The sequence below is a fragment of the Sphaerochaeta sp. S2 genome (assembly GCF_016406725.1).
Lineage (GTDB): Bacteria > Spirochaetota > Spirochaetia > Sphaerochaetales > Sphaerochaetaceae > Sphaerochaeta.
On sequence record NZ_JAEKNT010000046.1, the window covers coordinates 1 to 2,203 of the forward strand.

The following is a 2,203-nucleotide window of genomic DNA, read 5'->3' on the forward strand; positions in this document are numbered from 1 at the left end:
CGATACAGAGCAACTCCCATTACCCATAAATAACCATCCGATCATCGACCTCTTCAGTGCTGAAACCGCCTCAACGCTTGCACAGGTCTACTCCTTGCTGAAACCGGACCTTGATGCAACAACCCCCATCATCTCAGAGCGTATTGAGAGAGAACTTGAAAGAAGAATACTCACCCCCTATCTTACCACCCACTTCTGGTGGATGGGAAATGGGGATGAACCAATGAACAACTGGACTGCGTGGTGTACACAAAATGTACTGCTTACTGCATTTCTGACTCCTGTCGACAAGGAAGACCAGCAACACATAGCAGAAAAGGCTCTTTGCAGCCTGGACTGTTTTCTCAAGGACTATGGGGAAGATGGATGTTGCAGCGAGGGAGCACAATACTACCGTCATGCAGCCCTCTGCCTCTACCTCTCTCTCGACATATTGAACAGAGTCACCGATTTCCAGTTTGAAGGTCTGCTAAGAGAACTGAAGATACAAAACATGGCCTCCTTCATCCGTCATATTCATGCACAAGGACCATACTATTTCAACTTCTCCGATTGCTCTGCCCTTGCTGGTCCCTGCTCAGTCAGGGAATATCTCTTTGCGCAGGCTGTAGATGATCCTTTTCTAGCCTCCTTTGCAAAACATTCGGCACATTTGCGAAAAAAACAGGAGAGAGACCTTCCACAGGAGATCAACCTCACCTATCGGTTGCTTGAACTACTGGGAATTACAGAGGAAGAGCCATTGCCTTCCCTGAAGGAAGAGGACCACTACTATCCAAGCGTAGGTATCTGGATAAGCCGTGATAAGCATCTTGCCTTGGCGGTCAAAGCTGGAGGAAATGATGACAGCCACAACCATAATGACACAGGCAGTGTAACCCTATACAAGGATGGATTTCCCATTCTCATTGACATCGGTGTAGAGGATTACACCAAACAGACTTTCAGCCAAGATCGGTACTCCATCTGGACCATGCGCTCGACCTATCATAATGTGACCAACTTCCCCCCATACGAACAGCAAGCGGGAAAAGCATACCGTTGTACCGTTGAAGAAGTGGCAACAGGGCGAATTGTCATGGAGTTAGCTCATTGCTATCCAGAAGCAGCTGGATTGGGATCCTACAGACGAACCGTAACTCATGAAAAAAATGGTGGAATTACCATCCTGGAACAAGTGAAAGGGAAAACCGCCCCTGTCCTGACCCTGATGTGCGCCATGCAGCCGGCCATAGAGGGAAAGATAATCCATTTTGGTGATACGGCCACAATGCAATGCAACGCAGATAATCTGGAGATTACCTGTGAATCGATCACAGTGGAAGATAAGCGATTACGTACAGTATGGCCTAAGGTTATCTACCGGCTGCTCCTTGGCTATACCAAAGAGCTCTCTCTTCACATAGAATAAGGAGCAGAGATCCATGGCATCAACGCTGGAGTATGTAGAGTTTATTTGTAATCAGATTGACGAAGAGTGGCACCCCAGTTACCGGAAAATGTTTGGGGATTACTTTGTATATATACGAAACAAGCCGATCATATTGGTCTGTGACGATGTTGCGTATGTCAAGAAACTTCCCTGCATCGAGCCTATGATGAAGGATGCAGATTCCAATATTCCCTTTCAAGGGGCCAATGAGTGGTACATTCTTGATATCGAGGACCGCGTCTTGGTGGATGAAGTGGTTTCTGCATTGGAGAAGGTAAGCACGGTTCCACAGAAACGCAAACGAAAGAAGGCTCCTTGAGACAATCCCCCATGACACATAAGGAATGGTTGAGCATTTGATAGGTTTTGCTTCTACGATTATTCTATTTCTTCTTTCTTTATATGGTTTTATATATAACCTTCCTAGTTTTTTATACATTTTTTGTTTGACACCGTACTCACTCTGGGTTACAGTTGTTGTTAGATAAAATAATTGGAGGCAATATGGCCACAGTACAACTCAAAAACATCTCTAAGGTGTATGACGGTGGAGTCAAGGCTGTTGACAATGTCAACATCGAAGTCCAAGACCGACAGTTTGTCGTTCTCGTCGGACCTTCAGGTTGTGGAAAATCCACAACACTCCGCATGGTCGCTGGTTTGGAAGATATCACCAGCGGTGAACTCTACATTGACGGCAACCTCGTCAACGACGTTCCCCCAAAGGACAGAGACATTGCAATGGTATTCCAGAACTATGCTCTCTATCCC

General features: G+C 46.1%; 3 protein-coding genes. All 3 read left to right on the forward strand.

What is annotated here, in order from left to right:
- Positions 1-1,411 (forward strand): heparinase II/III family protein (locus JF818_RS01135; protein WP_198890159.1); only part of this gene is annotated, 1,411 nt, incomplete at its 5' end.
- Positions 1,412-1,424: 13 nt separating this feature from the next.
- Positions 1,425-1,751 (forward strand): transcriptional regulator, encoded by a 327-nt coding sequence (locus JF818_RS01140; RefSeq protein ID WP_198890160.1) that lies wholly within the window; start codon positions 1,425-1,427, stop codon positions 1,749-1,751.
- A 185-nt stretch (positions 1,752-1,936) separates the two neighbouring features.
- Positions 1,937-2,203 (forward strand): ATP-binding cassette domain-containing protein (locus tag JF818_RS01145; protein WP_198890161.1); only part of this gene is annotated, 267 nt, incomplete at its 3' end.

What these genes read in the sequence shown, in the direction of transcription:
- JF818_RS01140 (WP_198890160.1), top strand. Translation starts at nt 1,425, where the DNA reads ATGGCATCAACGCTGGAGTATGTAGAGTTTATTTGTAATCAGATTGAC.